Origin of the sequence: Enterobacter wuhouensis (assembly GCF_004331265.1) — a bacterium.
Taxonomy (GTDB): domain Bacteria; phylum Pseudomonadota; class Gammaproteobacteria; order Enterobacterales; family Enterobacteriaceae; genus Enterobacter; species Enterobacter wuhouensis.
The window spans coordinates 32,047-50,081 of record NZ_SJOO01000012.1 but is presented as its reverse complement, the minus strand read 5'-3'; the positions used below and the strand labels follow the sequence as shown (position 1 = coordinate 50,081).

The following is an 18,035-nucleotide window of genomic DNA, read 5'->3' as shown; positions in this document are numbered from 1 at the left end:
GAGAAAAAAATGTGGCTTACGACGAAGGTTGTTGCTTTACCCACTGTAAAAAACGGGCTCGCGTATCGGGATCGGCCTGCTGGAACCAGAATTTCAGGCGCTGCTCGGTTAACGTTTGTGACTGAGGCGGTATAACATCCAGCTCGGATACGCCGGATAACAGCGTGCTGTCGTCCGCCATCATGGTGGCAAATTGCGGCAGCGAGGCGCGCTTATTCGCCTTGTTATAGTTTTCCGTATCGGCTTCGTAATTTGTTCCTTTCGGTGATTGGGTTATCGCCAGAATATCCAGCTTCACCGGGATCGGCATTGAATCGCCGTCCAGCAATTCAATGCGAGGAGCGGCGTCAAACGCGACGGCCTCTTTGTCCGTTTCCAGGCGCGGCAGGTTAAAATTGACCTTGTTGATGCGCTGGGTGTTAAAGCTGAGGATCAGCGGCGGGGAAATATACATCCGCTGCTCATGGTTAGCCAGGCGGATGGGTTTTTCGATGCGAAACACGACCTGATGCGGCCCGTTGTCCAGCTCGATGCTGTCCGCGCCGCGCAGTAACGAACTGGAGACTTTTTTTCCGTCCAGCACCAGCAGATCGATATCGGTCGACAGTCGAAGCGTCGTGGCAAAGACGCAAATCGGCATCACTAACGCAATCACAGCAGAGGCAAGGCCGGCTTTCATAGGGTGCTCCTGTCAGGAAAACCTTCTTCGCAATAATGTATCTAAATTTTTCGAAAATCATGTTTACTAACATATAGACATATTTTGCCGTTTTGCCCTCATACATCCGTATGGGATGAATGGTTGAGATGCGCGCTTTGGCGTACACTTTTAAAAAAGCCAGGAGGAAGACCATGAAAGAGAACGATATTGCCGAGATTTTGACGTCCACGCGCACCATTGCGCTGGTGGGGGCGAGCGATAAGCCGGATCGCCCAAGCTACAGGGTAATGAAGTACCTTCTCGATCAGGGCTACCACGTTATCCCTGTTTCACCCAAGGTGGCGGGCAAAACGCTGCTGGGCCAGCAGGGATACGCCACGCTGAATGACGTGCCGGAAAAAGTGGATATGGTGGATGTGTTCCGAAATTCTGAGGCCGCATGGGGAGTGGCGCAGGAAGCCATCGCCATTGGGGCAAAAACGCTGTGGATGCAGCTGGGCGTTATTAACGAGCAGGCCGCCGTGCTGGCGCGCGACGCGGGGTTGAACGTGGTGATGGATCGCTGTCCGGCGATTGATATTCCCCGACTTGGGCTGGCGAAATAAAAAAAGCCCGGTCGTCGGGCTTTTTTTTCACGCTTAGTTCCGCAGGCGAGGCGCCTGTAGCTGTTTGCGGATTGTCTGAGCAAGCTCGTCCATAGTGGGTTGTTCCGGATGCTCATCCTGCAGTTCACTACTCAGCTGCGCTTCGGCAAGATAGGTATGAACAGGCTGACCATCGTCACCTTCCATCACCACATGGTACCAGGGCGCGGCGCGAAGCTCTGCGTCAACCGCCAGCTCGTCTGCTGACGGTTCATCAAGGGAATACTCCGGGTCGATATCCACGACCACACCCAAATACCCAAGCAAGGTGTGGCGGACCTGCTGGCCGATACCGAATTTGCTGGCAATCATAGTCACCTCCCGGGAAACATTACATACACCTTATGTGCGGGCAATATTTCTCATTTCAAGTTACATGACGCGACAGGCAAACCCTTTCAGATACAGCCCTTCCGGGTAGGTAGCGATCACCGGGTGGTCGGCGGCCTGACGGAACTGCTCTATAAATTGTACATCACGACCGGCATCTATTGCGGCATCGGCGATGATTTTTTGGAATAAATCGGTCGTCATGAGGCCGGAGCAGGAGAAGGTCAGCAGCACGCCGCCCGGGTTCAGCAGCTGGATCGCCAGCATGTTGATGTCCTTATAGCCGCGGCAGGCGCCCATCAGCTGGCTTTTGTTTTCCACGAACTTTGGCGGGTCCATGACGATAACGTCGAATTTCTCACCCTGGTCGCGGTATTTACGCAGCAGCTTGAACACGTCATCGCGCACGAACTCCGCTTTGCTCAGATCCAGCCTGTTCAGCTCGACGTTCTGTTTCGCCACGTCCAGCGCTTCCTGGGAGGTGTCCACGCTGACAACCTGAGCGCAGCCGCCCATCAGGGCAGACACCGCAAAACCGCCAGTGTAGGAGAAGCAGTTCAGCACGCGCTTGTCGGCAACGTACTGACGGGTTGCCAGACGGCTGTCGCGCTGATCGAGGTAATAACCGGTTTTATGGCCGCCCTGAATGTCGACCAGCAGCTTCATGCCGTGCTCTTCGATAGGCAGCAGGGCAGGCGGCAGTTCGCCGGTGACCGGCCCCTGCGTCAGCTCCAGCCCCTCTTTTTTACGTACCGCCACGTCGCTGCGGTCGTAAATGGCGCATTCCGGGAAAACGGACTGAAGGGCGCTAATCAGCGCGGCGCGCTGATATTCTGCCCCGGCGCTCAGGAGCTGCAGCACCAGGAAGTTGCCGAAGCGGTCAATCGTCACGCCAGGCATACCGTCTGACTCACCGGCGATCAGGCGGTAGCTGTCCAGCCCGTCACGCTTTGCCAGCCAGTCACGCCACTGGCGGGCCTGCTGCAGGCGGCGAACGAAGAAATCGATGTCGATGGTTTCGTCTTTATCGAAGGTCCAGACGCGGGCGCGGATCTGAGACGCTGGCGAGTATGCGCCGCGCGCTAACCATTTCCCCTGATGGTCAACGATATCAATGGTTTCACCGAGGCTGGCTTTGCCTTCCATACGGGCAACGGCGCCGGAGAACACCCAGGGATGGCGGCGCAACAGTGACTTCTCGCGCCCTTTGGCTAACACTAAACGTACACTCATAATTTGCTATTCTGTCGATTCCAATGAAATGGCCGCCATTTTCCCGAGTTCGGTGGGGAATTGCAACGCGCCAGACGGATAAGGAGAAGGAAGATGTCAAAAGTCTGCACCATTGCCTGGGTTCACGGCGTCGTACAGGGCGTGGGATTTCGTTACAGCACGCAGCGTGAAGCCGTTCAGCTTGGCCTGACGGGATACGCGCGTAACATGGATGACGGCAGCGTGGAGGTGCTGGCGTGTGGTGAAGCGGAGCAGGTTGACAAGCTGGTGGCGTGGCTGAAGGCGGGCGGGCCGCGTAGCGCGCGGGTTGACAAGGTCTTAACGGAACCTCATCAACCCGGCAAGGAATACGTAAACTTCGGTATTCGCTATTAAATGCACTTCACCGGCTTAGGCAGTCCGGCGATTTTGGTCGCCTGTTTTGCCGGGCCTTTCGGGAAGAGGCGATACAGATAGCGGCTGTTGCCTTTCTCTTCGCCGAACTTATTCGCCATCGCCTTGACCAGCATGCGGATGGCGGGAGAGGTATTGAATTCAAGATAGAATTCGCGCACGAAGCGCACCACTTCCCAGTGTTCAGGGGAGAGGGTGATGCCTTCGTTCTCCGCAATTTTCTCCGCCAGCGGTTCGCTCCAGAGCGTCGTATCTTTCAGATAGCCTTCGCTATCGGTCTCAATTTCCTGGCCTGCAAAAATGAACATAATCTTCTGTCGTGTGAAAAATATCGGCCCCAGTGTAGCAAAAAAGGGCCGGGGGGATAAACCGCGACCTACAGGAGCAGCTGCAGCAGGTTGTTGGCGTTGAGTTTTTTCAGGGCATTGCATTTGTGCGTTGAAACCTGTTTTTCCGACATGTGGGTCACGATGGCTATATGGCGCACGGGCAGCCCGTTAAGCATCAGATCAAGCACGTTGAATTCAATCCCGGTCAGGCAGCAGTCAAGACTGCGGACGCGGCGAGGCTCTTTAGCCAGCAAATATGCCGCATCCGCAACGGAGATCCGGTCATCGATGATGTAAATCGGTAGCGTGGCGAAGCGTTTACGCAGGTGCGTGGCCAGCGCCCAGCCTTTTTCGTTACAGACCAGATAAAGGCTGCCCTGCCAGCGGGCGGCTTCCAGCCTGAGCAAGATGTTAATCAGCGCCTGATGCGTGGCCGCAACCGAGAAACGACAGCGGATGACCAGAACGCGCCTGGCGAGCAGCGACGGCTGCCACCTTACGGTGTCGCTCTGCACCTGACGCGGAACGCCACGGCGCAGCAGCGCATAGCGCAATCCTTCGGCGTAAAAACGGTTATTGTCGAGAATAGCGTAGCTCACGGGGACCTCGTTATAGCGTACTGGGGGTATAGATAACGCGCAGCGTGCCGGTGTAATCGCCCGCATTTTTGCTGCTGGCGGCAAACGAAGGCGTCTTCAGGACGATCGGCGCGGGGATGCAAAGCACGCTTTCGCGGCCGCCGGGCAGAATGACCTGGCGCAGATGCTGCGGATCGTTCGTGCCTTGCCATACCAGCGTTTTACCATTGGCAGCGGTTTCCGTTGCGCCGGTGATCGGATTGGTCACAAAAACCTGATAATCAAGACGATCCCGCGCGTCGGTCTGGCTTCCACCGCGACGGCGGATTGAAAACGCCCCCTCGGTCCGGCCAGCCGCGGCGAGCCCGTCGTCCTCAAACCGGAGGTACGCGCGGGTGCTGGCGCTGTTATTGCCGTCGTACAGGCACATATCCACCGTGCTTTCACCCTGGATCTCACTCCCGCCGGGCCGTCCCGGGAAGTTGGACAGGTTGAGGTTTACAATAGGCGTCGAGTGCGGAAATGCGGGCAGGTAAATCTGCTGATTGCCCGGGTCGACCACCTCGATACGCACCGTCGCCTGCCAGGTGGCGATGCTGAGATAGCCAGGGCATCCCACGTTCACATCGTTGAAGTTCCCGCCGCAGTCGGCGCTTCCCCATTGACGCAGGTCCTGCCTCAGCGTGGCGGTCCAGATGCCCGGCTGGGCGAGCTTGTCCAGTTCGCTTCTCACAATGTAGTAATCGAAATAGGGCTCTCTGTTCCAGGCGGTGATATCGCCCGTCCCGCCGGTAACAAAGCTGGCGAAGGTAAAGACTTTACTGTTGATAAACATGTGGTGTTCGCCGTACACCTTGATATCCACCGTTTTTTTGGTGAGGGCATGGGTAAAACGGAGCGAGATGGGATAAGGCGCAGCCGGGTTTGCCGAAAACCAGACCGGGGCAGTCATGCAGGCCCCGTAGGTGGGGTCGGTGCGGGAACGACAGGTCAGGGTATTTCGCCCCCATTTTTGCGGATCGGCGGTATCGTAGCCGCTCGGCTCATGCACCCAGATGTCAAAGCGTGCCGGTGGCGCGGAGCGATCGTAGCTAATTCCCACGCTGGTATTACGCCCGGCAGGGGCGCCCGCCTGCGCCTGGCCTGCCCACAGGATAAAGATCGTTAAAATTAAGAGAGACTTATTCACATCATTTCCCTTTGGTAAGGTTCTCTGTATTCATTGCGGTTGGGCCAGTCGGCACCGAACGTCCGGCAAGCATCAGCTGCGCCTGCTGCTGGACGGCATCCGGCAGGGCAGAGAAGGTCAATTCCCGACAGGGGATCGAACCCACGTAACGCACCACGTCGCGCATGCTTTTCACGTTCAGCGCGCATTGATAAAACTGCTGCTGACGCACCAGGTAGAGGTTATGCAGCAGCGCATCGCTGTGGGCGCTAAACCCACCGTTGCCGAGATCGCTCCAGCCGTTCACGTTCAGCGGCACGCCGCCGATAAACGGCGTATGGCGCTCGTCGGTGAGCTGGCCGAGCCAGGTGTAGCTCGCGGTGGTTTGCACGTCCCGGCGCAGCATTTTGCCCGGCACCATAAACAGCGTTCTACTGCCCGAACCCTGCGTAATTTCACTGCTGACGCCGTGGGAAACATTCAGCGATTCGTTCACCGTCAGCGTGGTTTGCTGATAGCCCGGCACGGCGAACATGGCGCGGCTGTTTGCCGGAATATCCGCGCTGCCGCCGTTGTCCAGCGACACGGCGACGCGAGGGTCCTGCGAATCCTCAGGCGTAGCGACCTGCACGGCGACCGCAGACGCAGGGCGCCCGTCGCTCCAGCGGCCCATCCACAGCCCCGAGCGCGAGAGGGCGAGGGTAGAGCTGTAGTTACCGCTGCTGCTCAGCGTATGCCGCTGCTCCTGACGATCCCAGGCGTCGCTCACCGTCAGGCTTCCGTTGCCGTATCGCCCACCCTGGCGCGTGTAGGCCGAGGTATTGAGCGAATCGCCGTTAATGCCCGAGGCGCTCAGGCCATACTCATTCTCGCCGCGCGCGTCGGCATACCAGTTATGCGCCACGTTATAGCTCAGCTGATTCTTTTCCCGCTGCTGGTGCTGCCAGGTCGCGCCCACAGAGGTATAGCTTGAGGCATCGCCCTGGCGGTTATGCGCCAGCGACACGCTCACGCTCAGGTAGCCGCCTTTGTCCTTGCCCTCGCGGGAATCATCCCGACGCATGAACAGGTTGATGCTGCTGTTGACGTTCAGGCCGCGGGCGCTAAACGCGTTGCTCAGACCGCCCTGCCAGGCCCGCGTGCGGGAGCGGGTCATATAGACCGACTCCCACGGCAGGCCCGCGTCATGGCGATCGTCATTGTCCGGCAGCTCTCGCCGGGAGACGTACCGCCCTTCGTTGCGGTTGTCCGAATACCCCAGGCTGGCATACCAGGAACCGACGGGGACGGAGAACATCACCGACAGGCTGCGATAACAGCCGTTCACCGCGTCGAATCCCGCGCTGCGGGTATTGCAATTGTCCGCCGACAGCGCGTTGCGATAGACGCTCAGGGAAAATCCATCGCTGTAGCTGATTTGCTGAATATTGCCGCGTTGTCCTTCGCTGCCGTAGAGGTAGCTAAACCGGGTGCTTAACACGCCGTCGACGGGGCCCGCATTGAAGCCGCGGCTCCAGTCGAGGGCGTTTTCGATAAAGCGCTGGTTTCTCATCACCGTTGCGCCGCTGGTCAGTGCCAGCGTCGGCGTGACGGGCAGGCGCACGCCCGCCTGCGCGACGGCGCGGCGCTGTTCGTCTGCGTCGCTATTGTCCGTTTCGCCCGCCTGCAGGAACCACTCGACGCGGTCAAACGGCGTAATGCCCGTTCGGGTAAACGGCACCTGCTCGGTGCGCGTCAGCCGGTTATTTTCGTAGATGGACAGCGTCACGGTATAGCTTCCGTCCGGGAACGCGCGGGTATCCAGGTTTTGCGCACCGGCGTTGAGATAAAAGCTCGCCAGCAGCTGGTTGCCCCGGCGTGCGTCAATGCGGGCATCGTGGGAAAGCAGCACGGTGATGGGCGTTCCCTTCGACTGTTGAACCGGGTTGATCCATGCTCTAGTTGAGCCCGTGCGCAGGCCGCGAATTTTACCCAGCGGAAGTTGGCTGAGCGTAATATTCCCCCCGGCGTTGCTGAACAGGTCTCGCGTATCCATCGCGCCCATCTGCACATAATATTGACGCAGTAAATCCTGGCGGAACCAGGCGTTATTGACGGTCATTTCCTGCTGTTGCTCGTGGCGGGAACGCTGGCCCAGCCAGGTCCAGTCCAGATTGAGGTAGCCATCCTGCGTGACGGCCAGCGCGCCGTTGCCCTGAACCGTCGCCGACTGGTAATCCCGGTCGGCGACAAAGTTGATGTTTTGCTGATGTATCAGCGCATTTTCGGTGCCCTGCGTGGGCTGATACCACTGATTCTCCGCCGTCGGTTTTGGCAGGAATTTTTTGTCCAAAAACAGGCTGATACGGGCGTTGTTTTCGTCATAAATAATGGCCGCGCGCCGGGTGTCGATATAATCGCATCCCGTCGCCGAGCCGTTGCTGCTGCAGGCAAGGTTGCCGTTACGGGCAAGCGGAACGGCCAGTGCGGCAGAGACGGTGGCGATCAGGGCAGGGTCGTCATTAAACTGGCGCTTGATGGCCGCGACTACGGTATCCGGCGCGACAAAGCTCACCGTTTCAAGATTAATATCCGTTTCAAAAAGGCCAAGCGATTCGCCGTACAGGCTGACTTCCGTCCACAGGCGCTGCGTTTTTGCGAGATCTTCAAACCCTGCCGGAACGGCCATCTCGGCGCAGGCGAGTTGGATAGATGCGGGTAACAAAGCAACAAAGAGGAGAGTATTTCTGTGAAACGCCATGAACGAGCCTCGACATCATCCTGACGTCAGAGGGTGAATACCCTCTGACGTTATTCCTTAGGTGCTGGGTGTTACGCACCGCCTTCCGTGGTGGTCGCCTGAGTCAGCATCAGGCTAACAACGCCGCTGTACTGGCCGGTTTTCAGAATGCCTTTGGTGGTCTGAGAAATGGTCAGAGGCAGTACCGCAGAACCGTTTTCAATGCTGCCCGGGAACAGTTCAGTTCCGGTAAATTCGGCATCGGCGGTGGTCAGGGTTTTATCACCCAGCTTCACGGTCATAGGTACGGCCTGATCGCCTTCCGTATTGCTCAGCTGTGCAGCGCTTACCAGGCGAACCTTGACGTTGCTGGTGGCGGAGTTTGACCATACCTTGGTATTCACGCGGTAGCTTTCCAGCCCGCGGCCAGGCAGATACTGCATATCGATGCTGGCCGGCAGAGGCGTATTATCGGCCTGGGTCAGGTCCAGCTGCGAATCAACGCTGGCGTTGACGGTAATATCTTTCTGGATCGCCAGGACGCTAACGGACGTGGTCATCGCGGCAGCAATCATCAGAGGTTTAATTAATTTACGCATTGATATCTCCATATTTACAAATGAGCACCTTGGCTCTTTAAACAAACCACACGTGGTTTTTTTACAGTGACGTCGTGTTATTGCACGACGGGTAAATCAGCTTCCTCAGCGGTCTTTTTCACCCAGTTGAAGTAGCGGAATTTATATTTTTGGCCTTTAACCTGCGCGAGCGTTTTTAATTTCCGCTCGGTATCCGGGTAAATCGTGGCGTCTTCTTTCACCCATTTGCAGGTTTCATCCGACTGACAAATACCGATCTCCCTGAGCGGTACGCGCAGCGTGCCGCTGTTCTTTAACGTCCCGCGTGCCGGGTCGATTGACAGCGAAACGAGGCTTTTTTCCGGGGCGAGATGGACGAGCGCGCCCCATATAACGTTGACCCCCAATTTTGCCGTTGCGCCAGATTCTTCTGAATGCCCTGGAATAATGCTGTCAGGCTGCTTCACGCCTTCAAAATAGACCCGCCAGGTACTCTCCTTCGCCGGCGGCGTGAGAGATACCAGACGAACCACGCGCATTGCGCCTGCCGAGAGGGCGAATTTTTCGGGCGTGACCACGACGCCGCCTTCTTTCCACGAAGCCACGTCAATCTCTTTTTCCTGCGGCGTTCCCGGATTAAGAATTTTCTTTTGCCTCACTCGAATGAACTGAATATCATCCGTTTTAGATGCCACTTTTATTTGCGCCGCACCGGAACTGTCCACGTTGAGTTCCATGGGATACACGCTCATATTGGCCATTGTCATTTCCGAGAAAAATGACGCTGACAGCGCGGCGATATAAAAGGCAGTTTTCTTATTCACACTATTTTTCTGTTTCACTTTCGGTCCGCCTGCGTTGAGTTCTTTCCCGGCGCATTCACAACGGGACACCCTCTGCTAACGTATTGCTTCAGGGCAGGGAAACTTTAACCAGAACAGCGGTTTGTGAAAATTTGTATTAATTAACTCGTTATATACAGTTTTTTATCCTGCTTTCCTGGCTTTAAGGTTGTATAGTTAAGCGAAAATACCGCGACCCGGGATGGGGAGAAAACTCCTTCTGATGAAAAAATAATCAGTTCAGGAGGCGATTTTCTTGTCGTTGTATCAGGGATTAAAAAGCATGCGGTAACAGCCGAGAATGAAAGATGTTTTTTATATGCAATAATTCGTTGTTATTCGATCCTGAAGCACATGCAATAAGTATTGTTGGGCAACCCGAGTCTGTATTAACGCTTTCGGCTCCGGCCGTTCGTCTTTTACAGGAATTTATTCGCCATAAAGGGCGCGACCTGAGCCGGGAGGAATTGATCACTCGCGTATGGGAGGAGTTCGGCTTTACGCCATCGGGAAATAACCTCAACAAGGCGGTAAGCGAATTACGCAAAAGTTTCCACGCCCTGGGCGACAGCCACGAGTTTATCGTGACCGTGCCCCGGTTTGGATTCCGCTTTGACGCCGACGTTATTTTTAAGCCCGTAGAGAGCGTTACGCCCGAAGTGCCTCAGCCGTCCGTCGAACAGCCGTCAGGATATAAGCGTTTATCCAAAAAGTGGTGGCTGGTTTTAGCGGTATTAACGACGTCAGCCGTGGGGCTTAGCCTGTTTTTTAGCCGACAGCTTGAGATAACCGTGCCCGCGACCCTAAAACCCGTTAAGGAAAAAATAGCCGGCTGTCGGCTCTGGGTGGTTAACGATCATGGCCGACCGCTGGTGTTATCGAAACTGACCGAGCTGCTGAAGAAAAATAACGTCGCGTGCGAGCGTGAGGAGTACAACATTTATTATTTCAGCGCCCGCTTTTCGCTTGCCGCCGCCGATGAGGTGTTCATCGGTGCCTGCCCGGTAAGTGAAGCCAGCCTGTGTAAAACTATTCGCTATAAAAGCGGGGCGGAAGAATGAAAAACAAACTTCTGTTCGGGCTGGGTGGCGCGGTTATTGGCGGAGCGTTTGCGCTCTTTATCTACACGGGCGGGGCCTTTAAGCGCGATGCGCTGGCCTGCAGCACCGAGTTTAATTTTACGCGCAATGAAGGAAAGGCAAATGAAGTGAAGGTCAACGCCGTTGCCCAGTTCTATTTTCATCGTAACGGCACCGGCCTGACCACCTACAAAGGCGCGGCAAAGGCTGAGGGCCGGAGCCTGATCGTTGACAGGGACGTGGATTTTACGTGGGAGCGACGGGACGATGATAAGGTGATTGTCCTGAGCTACACCAAAACCTGGCGTCGACACAATGACAATACCCCCGATGCCCAGTGGGGAAGCTTCGCCTGGCCGACCGCCCGCTACTATCTCACGATCTCCGAGCTTTCGCCCTCGGTGTGGCTGATTCAGGACCGGCGTTACCCCACCTATATTTGCCGGGGTGATTAAGGCATAAAAAAGGAGAATGCCGGGGCATTCTCCTTTTTATTATTCACGTTCTGCTTAATCGCGGCTTGCGAAGCCCAGGATGCTCAGCAGGCTGACGAAGATGTTGTACAGCGACACGTACAGGCTCACGGTTGCGCGAATGTAGTTCGTCTCGCCGCCGCGAATAATGTTGCTGGTTTCAAACAGGATGGCACCCGATGAAATCAGGATAAACACGGCGCTGATCGCCAGATGCAGAGCAGGCAGCTGCAGGAAGATGTTCGCCACCATACCGACCAGCACCACCACGATACCCGCCATCAGCATCCCGCCGAGGAAGGACATATCCTTACGCGTGGTCAGCACGTAGGCCGAGCAGCAGAAGAACACCAGCGCGGTGCCGCCCAGCGCCATACCGATCAGGTCACCCATTCCGGCAGACAGGTAAGCGTTAAGGATTGGCCCCAGGATATAGCCCAGGAAGCCGGTGAAGGCGAATGCAGACAAAATACCGACCGGTTTGTCAGCGGTTTTATAGGTCAGGAACATCAGGCCATACATGCCGACCAGCGTCAGGATAAGCCCCGGAGACGGCAGCATCAGCACGGTGCTGGCGGTTGCGGTGATTGCGGAAAACGCCAGCGTCAGGCTAAGCATAAAATAGGTATTGCGCAGCACCTTGTGGGTGCTGAGTAGCGATGTGCGGTCGCGTGAAGACGTAATGATACGATCCATGAGTCACTCTCTTATGACAGATGTAATTAACGGCAAGAATAGGAAACGGGACGCCAGACTCAAAATGGTTTTACCCATCTTTACTCAGCACGTTAGCGCTGAAGCTGGTGATTTATTCTAAAGAAATCCTTTTCAACGGTATGAACAGCGGTTTGACGGTTTTATTCAGATCAACCTCTTATAGGTTACTGAAATATATTGCCTTATTTAAGCCCGAGCGCTAAGAGTTATTTCCGGATCGTCATAAAACAGACAATAAGGCGAAGGAAATGAAACCACAAACACGCACTAACTTTACACTCTCTTTGTTAGCCGCCGCCATACTGTGCGCCAGCACGGCAGGTCGGGCGGCTAACGTGCCGGCAGGAACCCCGCTGGCGGACAGGCAGGAACTGGTCAGGAATAACGGCAGTGAGCCCTCATCGCTGGACCCGCATAAAGTCGAAAGCGATGTTGAATTCAATATTATCAGCGATTTATTCGACGGGCTGGTGAGCGTATCCCCGCAGGGCGAGATACAGCCGCGTCTGGCGGAGAAATGGGAGAACAAGGACAACACCGTCTGGACGTTCCATCTGCGCCCGGGCATCACCTGGAGCGACGGCACCGCGATTACCGCCGAGGACATCGTCTGGAGCTGGCAGCGTCTGGTCGATCCTAAAACGGCCTCACCGTACGCCAGCTATCCGGGCAATATGCACATTGTGAACGGGGCGGATATTGCCCAGGGCAAAAAAGCCCCCGACACGCTCGGCGTGAAGGCGGTCAACGACACCACGCTGGAAGTGACGCTCACGCAGCCCAACGCGGCCTTCCTGGCGATGCTGGCGCACCCGTCGCTGGTCCCGGTGGATAAGGTCCTGATTGGTCGCTACGGTGATAAGTGGACCAAACCAGACCATTTTGTCAGCAGCGGCGCGTATAAACTGTCGCAGTGGGTGGTTAACGAGCGCATCGTGGCCGAGCGTAACCCGCGCTACTGGGATAACGAACATACCGTTATCAACAAAGTGACCTATCTGCCCATTACGTCCGAAGCGTCGGACGTCAACCGCTATAAGGCGGGTGAAATCGACATCGTTTATACGGTGCCGATCAACCAGTTTGCCCAGCTGAAGAAAACGCTGGGCAGCGAACTGGACGTTTCTCCGCAGCTTGCCACTTATTATTACGAGTTCAACACCACCCGACCGCCGTTCAACGACGTTCGCGTGCGTAAGGCGCTGAACATGGCGCTGGATAAGGACATCATCGCAGAGAAAGTCCTGGGGCAGGGGCAGCGCCCGGCGTGGCTAATTAGCCAGCCGGATATCGGTGGCGTGAAGTTACAGAACCCGGACTACGCCAGCTGGCCGATGGACAAACGCATCGCCGAGGCGAAAAAGCTGCTGGCCGAGGCCGGATTTAACGCCGATCATCCGCTCAGCTTCAACCTGCTCTATAACACCTCTGAATCGCACCAGCGTATCGCCATTGCCGCCAGCTCGATGTGGAAGAAAAATCTCGGCGTGGACGCGAAGCTGCAAAATCAGGAGTGGAAAACCATGCTGGACACCATGCACACCCACAACTTTGACGCCGTGCGCTATGCCTGGATCGCCGATTACGACGACGCGGCAACCTTCCTGAATAACTTCCGCACCGGCGACAGCGAAAACACCAGCCAGTACAGCAACCCGGACTACGACAAGGCGTTGATGGATGCTGCCAAAGCGAAAACTCCGCAAGAGCGCGGTAAGTTCTACCAGCAGGCAGAAGATCTGCTCGGGCGAGATGTTCCCGCGATCCCGGTTTATCACTATGTTCGCACGCACCTGGTGAAGCCGTGGGTGGGGGGATTCACGCCGGACAAGCTCGGGTACTATTTCACTAAAGATATGTACATCAAAAAGCACTAAGGCTGGACGGTGTATTTTATGCTGAGAAAATGGCCAATATGTTGTCTATTCAACCGATTAAACTCATTTTGTCTATTTTTAAAGCGAACGAATGGGCGTGCTCTTTACAGCACGCGGTGAGGTGTTTATAGTGCGCCTCACTTAGGAAGCGTGGCCGAGCGGTTGAAGGCACCGGTCTTGAAAACCGGCGACCCGAAAGGGTTCTAGAGTTCGAATCTCTACGCTTCCGCCAAATTCGAAAACCCTGCGATAGCAATATCGCAGGGTTTTTTCGTTTACGCCATCTGATACCCAATCGCGATCCGTGCCGCTTCCCGCCTGACCAGGGCTTTGACGTTCCAGGTCATTTCAATTTTCTCCGGGGTCAGGACTTCGTCCGGTTCTCCTGCGGCGGAAACCCGCCCGGATTTCAGAAGCACCAGTCTCTGACAGAAATTTGCCGCCAGGTTAAGGTCGTGCAGTGCGACGACCACCGTGAGCGGGAGGCGAGAAATGAGCCGCATCAGCTCCAGCTGGTGCTGAATGTCCAGGTGGTTTGTCGGTTCATCAAGCAACAGCACGCGCGGCTGCTGGGCCAGCGCGCGGGCGATCTGGGTTCGCTGGCGCTCGCCTCCCGATAATTGCCGCCACCTTTTCTTACGCAGTTCGCACAGCTGCATCTGGATTAAGGATGCATTCACCGCCGCTTCATCCTCGCGGCTGGTGCCCTGAAATGGCCTTTTGTAAGGCGTACGCCCCAGGCGCACAATCTCCTCGACGGACGGATCGCCGTCGACCTCCACGTGTTGAGGGTCAAACGCCATGCAGCGGGCGCGCGCTTTTAGCGGCATTTCCCCCAGCGCCACGTCCCCGATCGCAACGTGATGGGCGTGGCGCGGAAAAAGGCCGGCAAGGCAGCGCAGCAGCGTGGATTTTCCCGAGCCGTTAGGGCCCAGAAGGCCGGTAATTTGCCCGGATGAAAACTCGAGGGTGATATTGTTCAGCACGGTCTGGGCCTGCCGGGTCATCGTCAGTCCGGAAACAGAAATATTCATTTTTTATCCTCCCTGTTGCGATAGAGAAGTATGACGAACGCAGGAGCGCCCACCAGGGCCGTCACCACGCCGATGGGGAGCACCTGGTTTGCGATAAGGGTTCGCGACACAATATCGGCCAGAATCATAAAGTGGGCGCCAGTGAGAAACGTCAGCGGGATGGAATGGCGATGGCCCGATCCGCTCAGCATGCGCGTCGCGTGCGGGATAACCAGCCCAACAAATCCTACGGCTCCGATAGCGCTTACCAGCGTTGCCGTGACCAATGCGCAGACCAGCAGTAGCGCGATGCGCACCAGGGTCACCGGAATACCCAGCGTCGTTGAAACCTCATCCCCAAAGGTGAAGGTATCCAGCGCCCGGGAAAAGATGAACACGGCGAGCAAGCCGGAAAGCGTGACGGCCAGCGCCAGCAGCGCGTCGGGCCAGCGAACGCCGCTCAGGCTTCCCAAAAGCCAGAACATTACGCTACGGGACTGTTCGGCATTGGCGGACGTACTGACGACATACGCCGTCAGGGCGTTGAAAAGCTGCGTACCGGCTATCCCCGCCAGCAAAATCCGTGGCGGACTGGCGGTCATGCCGTTGGTAATCACCATGATAAGCGCAAAAGCGGCGCAGGAGCCGATAAAGGCACCGCTGCTGACGCCCAGCGTGCTGCCGCCGAGCCCCAGGAGCATAACGCACACCGCGCCCAGCGAGGCGCCAGCGGAAATGCCCAGCAGATAGGGTTCCGCCAGCGGGTTGCGCAGTATCGACTGCAGAACCAGACCGCAGAGCGCCAGGCCGCCGCCGCTGCACGCCGCCATCAGGGCCCGACTCATGCGGTATTGCCAGATAATGCCTTCCTCAATCTGCGGCAGGTCGAACGAGGTGAGTCCCAGCCCGTTGAGGATGGCTTTACCCGTACTCGTGAAAGAGATGGTAATATCGCCAATGCTGGCGGCGAAAATCAGCATCAGGGGCAATGCCAGGACGCCAGCCGCCAGCAGCCCGTGCTGGCGGGAAGTGGATGACAATTTTCTCATTGTTCGCGCTGAAACGCTGCCAGCCGCTGGCTGATGTGTTCAACCGCATCGACGTTGCGCAGCGAGGGATTTAGCGACATCGCCGGGACCACGATAATGCGGCCTTTCTGAACGGCTGGAATGTTCTTTGTCACCGGATCGCTTCGCAGAAACGCTTCTTTTACCGCCACGTCGTCGGCCGGATAGAGTCGGCGGGACATATCCGCAATCACGATGACGTCCGGCTGCGACCGGGCGATATGTTCCCAGGTCACGGCGGGCCACTCATCGTGGGAATCGATGACGTTCTGTAAACCGAGCGTGCTGGCGATCCAGCCGGGCGCGCCGTAATTACCCGCAACCCAGGGATCGCCGTTCAGGCGGCTGCTGGAGAACCAAAAGACGACCTTCAGCGGCGTGGAGGAGGCGCGCGCCCGGGCTTTTGCCTTATCAATGCGCGCCGTCAGCTCGCGGTTGAGCTGCTCGCCTCGCGCTGAAACATTAAAAATGGCCGCCAGCTCCGTAACTTCGCGTTTGATTTCCGTCAGCGTAAAGGGTGCGGTGCGCGCCCCGTCAGCGTTCGAATTCTCCGTAACCCCTTTGTTCATGCAGTCGGCAGGGGAGATCCACGTCTTTACTCCCAGCGACGAAAACTGTTCGCGGGTGCCCACTTCACCCTGCGGGCCGATATGCCAGTGATACTGCGCGAGGACGAGGTCGGGTTTCTGCGCCACAACGGATTCAAATGACGGCGAATTATCGGCAAGCTTATGAAGGTTTTTGCCTTTCTCAGCCAGCGCGTCCGGCAGCTTGCCAAACCAAACCGACGTGGCGCTGATGTTGCTTTCCAGGCCTAACGCTAGCAGCAGTTCAGTTTCGTGTTGGCCGACGGTTACGACCCGCTGAGGCGGCTGCGTAAACGTCTCCTTGAGCCCGCAGTTTTCCATAGTTAACGGATAACTTGTTGATGCAAAAGTGATATGCGTAAACGTCAGCAGTGTAGCCAGCAGCAGCGCTTTATTGATAGACACGATCCTGAACTCCAAATTGTTATGTTATAACATAATACATAATTTTATGTTCAGAGCAACAGAGAGCAGTAAAGGGGGATTTCTGACGGAAGACATTCAAATTCCTTCATTTCCCGCTTTACATAGCGCCGAGAGATGTTTATAGTGCGCCTCACTTTGGAAGCGTGGCCGAGCGGTTGAAGGCACCGGTCTTGAAAACCGGCGACCCGAAAGGGTTCTAGAGTTCGAATCTCTACGCTTCCGCCAAATTAGAAAACCCCTGCGATAGCAATATCGCAGGGGTTTTTGCTTTGGGGCGGTGCGGTGGGTTATTCCAGTCCCAGCGTGTACTGGGCAATTTTGAAGTAGATAATCAGCCCGGTGCCGTCAATCAGCGTGGCGATGAACGGCGCGGAGACCACGGCAGGATCGATACGGCAGCGTTTGAGGACCATCGGGATAATGGATGACACAATCGCGCTCCACAGCGTAATGCACACCAGCGTCAGGCTGACGATGAGCGTGATTTCCAGCCCTATACCCATCATCCAGGCGCGAATACAGCCGGCAATGCCCAGCGTAACGGCGATCATTAGCGAGGTGGTCATCTCTTTACGCAGCACGCGCCCGACGTCGCGCAGATGGACTTCGCCCAGCGCCATCGCGCGCACCAGCGTCGAGGTGATCTGCGTGCCGCTGTTCCCGCCCGTGCCAATCAGCAGCGGAATGAAAAACGCCAGCGCAATGGCGGATTCCAGCGCCTCTTCGAAATGCTGGATAACCGAGCTGGTGTAGGCTTCCGCGACAAACAGCAGCAGCAGCCAGACGGAGCGTTTCTTCCACAGACTGTACGGGCTGGTGTCCAGATAGGGCTTCTCCAGCGGCAGCGTCGCCCCCTGAAGCTGGGCGTCTTCGGTGACGTCATCTTCCAGCAGGTGGGCAATTTCACGCTCGGTCAGGCAGCCGACCAGCTTGCCGTGCGTCACCACTGGCACCACATCCGCGCTGCCGTGAGCCAGCAGTCCGGCAACATCGGCACGTTCATCGTCGGGTTTAACCTGGATAAATTCCGATATCATCAGTGCCTTCACCGGCTGTAGCGTATCCGCGGTCTGCAATAATTTGCGCACCGCAATCATGCCCGCCAGGCGTCCGTTATCTTCAATAAAAATATGCGACGGAATATCATCGTCTTTTAATTTTTCGAAAAACTGCTCGCGCGCCAGCGCCACGCATAATGAAATATCGAGGACGATAAAATCGGTATTCATATATTGCGCGACCGCGCTGTCGTTGAATGCCAGATTTTGGTTGTGAATAGCGTAAGACATAGTGAATTCCCTTTGAATAATAACATCTCTCA

19 protein-coding genes and 2 tRNA genes are annotated in these 18,035 nt (G+C 56.4%); 7 read left to right on the top strand and 14 right to left on the bottom strand.

Annotated elements, in window-relative coordinates; genetic code table 11:
* Positions 1–16: 16 nt before the first annotated feature.
* Positions 17–679, bottom strand: a complete 663-nt coding sequence (gene csgI / locus E0L20_RS20260) for a curli synthesis inhibitor (protein ID WP_131635518.1) — start codon at positions 677–679, stop codon at positions 17–19.
* Between the two features lie 173 nt (positions 680–852).
* Between csgI and E0L20_RS20255 the strand changes: the two genes are divergently transcribed.
* The gene (locus tag E0L20_RS20255) at positions 853–1,266 is read left to right on the top strand and encodes a CoA-binding protein (protein WP_131635517.1); all 414 of its coding nucleotides are present in this window, start codon (positions 853–855) and stop codon (positions 1,264–1,266) included.
* A gap of 33 nt (positions 1,267–1,299) precedes the next feature.
* Here E0L20_RS20255 and hspQ read toward each other — a convergent pair whose 3' ends face one another.
* Positions 1,300–1,617 (bottom strand): heat shock protein HspQ, encoded by a 318-nt coding sequence (gene hspQ, locus E0L20_RS20250; protein ID WP_010429359.1) that lies wholly within the window; start codon positions 1,615–1,617, stop codon positions 1,300–1,302.
* Positions 1,618–1,677: 60 nt separating this feature from the next.
* Positions 1,678–2,868 carry a 23S rRNA (cytosine(1962)-C(5))-methyltransferase RlmI gene (gene rlmI / locus E0L20_RS20245; RefSeq protein WP_131635516.1) on the bottom strand — a complete coding sequence of 397 codons (1,191 nt, stop codon included), beginning with the start codon at positions 2,866–2,868 and terminating at the stop codon, positions 1,678–1,680.
* A 93-nt stretch (positions 2,869–2,961) separates the two neighbouring features.
* Here rlmI and yccX point away from each other — a divergent pair, with 93 nt between their 5' ends.
* Positions 2,962–3,243: an acylphosphatase gene (gene yccX / locus E0L20_RS20240; protein ID WP_131635515.1), complete on the top strand. Its 282-nt coding sequence runs from the start codon at positions 2,962–2,964 to the stop codon at positions 3,241–3,243.
* Here yccX and tusE read toward each other — a convergent pair.
* From tusE to E0L20_RS20210, 6 genes are all read right to left on the bottom strand, one after another.
* Positions 3,240–3,569 (bottom strand): sulfurtransferase TusE, encoded by a 330-nt coding sequence (gene tusE, locus E0L20_RS20235; protein ID WP_008499913.1) that lies wholly within the window; start codon positions 3,567–3,569, stop codon positions 3,240–3,242. The genes yccX and tusE overlap by 4 nt on opposite strands.
* 68 nt (positions 3,570–3,637) lie before the next feature.
* Positions 3,638–4,189, bottom strand: a complete 552-nt coding sequence (locus E0L20_RS20230; protein ID WP_131635514.1) for a LuxR C-terminal-related transcriptional regulator — start codon at positions 4,187–4,189, stop codon at positions 3,638–3,640.
* A gap of 10 nt (positions 4,190–4,199) precedes the next feature.
* Complete coding sequence (locus tag E0L20_RS20225) at positions 4,200–5,357, bottom strand: CblD like pilus biogenesis initiator family protein (protein ID WP_131635513.1); 1,158 nt, start codon at positions 5,355–5,357, stop codon at positions 4,200–4,202.
* Position 5,358: 1 nt separating this feature from the next.
* Positions 5,359–8,076: a TcfC E-set like domain-containing protein gene (locus E0L20_RS20220; protein ID WP_131635512.1), complete on the bottom strand. Its 2,718-nt coding sequence runs from the start codon at positions 8,074–8,076 to the stop codon at positions 5,359–5,361.
* Between the two features lie 71 nt (positions 8,077–8,147).
* Complete coding sequence (locus tag E0L20_RS20215) at positions 8,148–8,654, bottom strand: CS1 type fimbrial major subunit (RefSeq protein ID WP_131635511.1); 507 nt, start codon at positions 8,652–8,654, stop codon at positions 8,148–8,150.
* 77 nt (positions 8,655–8,731) lie between these two features.
* Positions 8,732–9,475 (bottom strand): fimbrial protein, encoded by a 744-nt coding sequence (locus E0L20_RS20210; RefSeq protein WP_131635510.1) that lies wholly within the window; start codon positions 9,473–9,475, stop codon positions 8,732–8,734.
* 308 nt (positions 9,476–9,783) lie between these two features.
* Here E0L20_RS20210 and E0L20_RS20205 point away from each other — a divergent pair, with 308 nt between their 5' ends.
* Positions 9,784–10,536, top strand: coding sequence for a winged helix-turn-helix domain-containing protein (locus tag E0L20_RS20205; protein ID WP_131635509.1), 753 nt, complete (start codon positions 9,784–9,786; stop codon positions 10,534–10,536).
* A complete protein-coding gene (locus tag E0L20_RS20200; protein WP_131635508.1) occupies positions 10,533–11,009 on the top strand; it encodes a hypothetical protein in 477 nt (158 codons plus the stop codon). Before E0L20_RS20205 ends, E0L20_RS20200 begins: the two co-directional genes overlap by 4 nt.
* Positions 11,010–11,063: 54 nt before the next feature.
* Here E0L20_RS20200 and yccA read toward each other — a convergent pair whose 3' ends face one another.
* Entirely contained in the window at positions 11,064–11,723 is a 660-nt protein-coding gene (yccA, locus tag E0L20_RS20195) for an FtsH protease modulator YccA (protein ID WP_131635507.1), read from the bottom strand.
* Positions 11,724–11,992: 269 nt separating this feature from the next.
* Between yccA and E0L20_RS20185 the strand changes: the two genes are divergently transcribed.
* Entirely contained in the window at positions 11,993–13,621 is a 1,629-nt protein-coding gene (locus E0L20_RS20185; protein ID WP_131635506.1) for an ABC transporter substrate-binding protein, read from the top strand.
* Between the two features lie 144 nt (positions 13,622–13,765).
* Positions 13,766–13,853, top strand: a tRNA-Ser gene (locus E0L20_RS20180).
* 43 nt (positions 13,854–13,896) lie between these two features.
* Here the strand turns inward: E0L20_RS20180 and E0L20_RS20175 are convergent.
* The 3 genes from E0L20_RS20175 to E0L20_RS20165 all read right to left on the bottom strand — a co-directional run bounded on the left by E0L20_RS20175 (position 13,897) and on the right by E0L20_RS20165 (position 16,693).
* Positions 13,897–14,655, bottom strand: coding sequence for an ABC transporter ATP-binding protein (locus E0L20_RS20175; RefSeq protein WP_131635505.1), 759 nt, complete (start codon positions 14,653–14,655; stop codon positions 13,897–13,899).
* Positions 14,652–15,614 (bottom strand): FecCD family ABC transporter permease, encoded by a 963-nt coding sequence (locus tag E0L20_RS20170; protein ID WP_242673426.1) that lies wholly within the window; start codon positions 15,612–15,614, stop codon positions 14,652–14,654. Before E0L20_RS20170 ends, E0L20_RS20175 begins: the two co-directional genes overlap by 4 nt.
* A 65-nt stretch (positions 15,615–15,679) precedes the next feature.
* Positions 15,680–16,693 (bottom strand): ABC transporter substrate-binding protein, encoded by a 1,014-nt coding sequence (locus E0L20_RS20165; RefSeq protein ID WP_131635503.1) that lies wholly within the window; start codon positions 16,691–16,693, stop codon positions 15,680–15,682.
* Positions 16,694–16,851: 158 nt separating this feature from the next.
* Between E0L20_RS20165 and E0L20_RS20160 the strand changes: the two genes are divergently transcribed.
* Positions 16,852–16,939, top strand: a tRNA-Ser gene (locus E0L20_RS20160).
* Between the two features lie 62 nt (positions 16,940–17,001).
* Here E0L20_RS20160 and E0L20_RS20155 read toward each other — a convergent pair.
* Positions 17,002–18,003, bottom strand: coding sequence for a magnesium transporter (locus tag E0L20_RS20155; protein ID WP_131635502.1), 1,002 nt, complete (start codon positions 18,001–18,003; stop codon positions 17,002–17,004).
* Between the last annotated feature and the right edge of the window lie 32 nt (positions 18,004–18,035).